The organism is Vibrio fujianensis (genome assembly GCF_002749895.1).
In the GTDB taxonomy this organism is placed as follows: domain Bacteria; phylum Pseudomonadota; class Gammaproteobacteria; order Enterobacterales; family Vibrionaceae; genus Vibrio; species Vibrio fujianensis.
Genome location: NZ_NBUS01000041.1, coordinates 88,213 through 89,775, shown reverse-complemented (window position 1 = coordinate 89,775; position 1,563 = coordinate 88,213). Strand labels below are relative to the sequence as shown.

2 protein-coding genes are annotated in these 1,563 nt (G+C 44.5%); both read right to left on the bottom strand.

Annotation, left to right across the window (positions count from 1 at the left end):
* Window positions 1–64: 64 nt before the first annotated feature.
* Window positions 65–730 (bottom strand): DUF2913 family protein, encoded by a 666-nt coding sequence (locus B7C60_RS07725; RefSeq protein ID WP_099611156.1) that lies wholly within the window; start codon window positions 728–730, stop codon window positions 65–67.
* The coding region (locus B7C60_RS07720; protein WP_245868873.1) for a Bcr/CflA family multidrug efflux MFS transporter at window positions 730–1,563 on the bottom strand (834 nt) is incomplete at its 5' end. The genes B7C60_RS07720 and B7C60_RS07725, both read right to left, overlap by 1 nt.

Below are 1,563 nucleotides of genomic sequence, written 5' to 3'. Positions count from 1 at the left end.
ATCGTACGAAAAGCAAAACAAAAAGCGAATGCTTAAAGCAATTACAGTAAATCTTCATTTAAGATCAGCGAGGCGAGGCTTGGAAAGATAATGGAATTTCTGCCAGTTGATTACCTTGGTTATCAGGAAAGATCAGATACTCGCCATGATATTTTACATTCGATTTATAGTCAGTCCGTTTATGCAGCATAAACCCTGCGGCAAACGCTTGTTCGATAAACTCAGCATGATGCCCCCGGACAAACCAACTCATAGGTTTCACCAAACGTTCACCCTCAAAGCAAGATTCACATTGCGTGGCACACAGCGCTAAAGAATTTTGTCCATCGGTAAAGAGCTGTACCCGACCACAATCAACCAAAGGTTCAGAGGTTGACACTTCCCACCCCGCTTGCTCCATTTGATCCAGAAAAGATTCAATCTTTTTATCTGTCAGCGTATTATCCGCTTGATCATGAAAAAAGTGTTGGTAATAAGCCGCAATGCGCTGAAACAGCGGTAATAGCCCCGCTTGATTCCCCTTGGAGCGACCCGCTTTTTGCCAAGTGGTTAAATCATTGCCCACACAACGATGAAAACGTTGATTTTTTAATGATTTAGATACCCAATGTACTAAAAAATGGTTATTCGCTACTGGAGCATCGACCAATTTCCCCGAAGCATGTTCTTGCGCTAATTCTTGCAGCGCACTATTCACTACATGTTGAATTTCTAAATGATAACTCGACATTATGCGTTTCTTCCGAATATCCAATAAAAACCAGCCGACAACACAGAGCATGCCGCCATCATAAAAATCATCGGCCACGCAACACCGCTTGGCATCGCGGCCACAATGGCTCCAATTACCGAGCCAGTACCAAAACGTAATGTGCCAGCCAATGAAGAAGCCGTACCTGCCATTCGTGGATAACCGCTAAGCAATAACCCCATAGTATTACTACCGATAGTAGAAATGGTACCGACAAACAGCACAACAAAAGGCACCGTTCCCCACAGCCCCCAATCCAACAACCAACCGATTAACAAGCCACAACCGGCCATAAGTTGGATAAATAGCCCAAACCGTAACATGGCATGAGAACCGACTTTTTTCACAATTCGACCATTCAAGCTGGTCATGGCGATCATCGCAACAATATTAAGCCCAAACAGATAACCAAATTCATTCGGTGTAACGCCATATAAATCAATATAGACAAATGCCCCTGCCGTTAAAAAGGCAAACATACCGGCAAAAGAGAATGCTCCAGCAAAGATAAGCCCCATCGCCTGACCACTGCGACAAAGTTGAAAATAATTCCGTAAGGTATTTCCCAACCGCAACGGTTGACGGTTCTCAACCGCTAAGGTTTCTGGGATCATCCATGTCACCATCGCCATCACGATCATTGCAAAAATCGCCAAGACCCAAAAAATAGATCGCCAACCAAACCAAATTGCAAGGTGTCCGCCAATCATTGGCGCAACCAATGGTGCTAATGTCACCACCAAAGTAACGAAGGACATGGCTCGAGCAAAATCTTCACGATCAAACATATCCCGGACGACCGCTTGGATGAT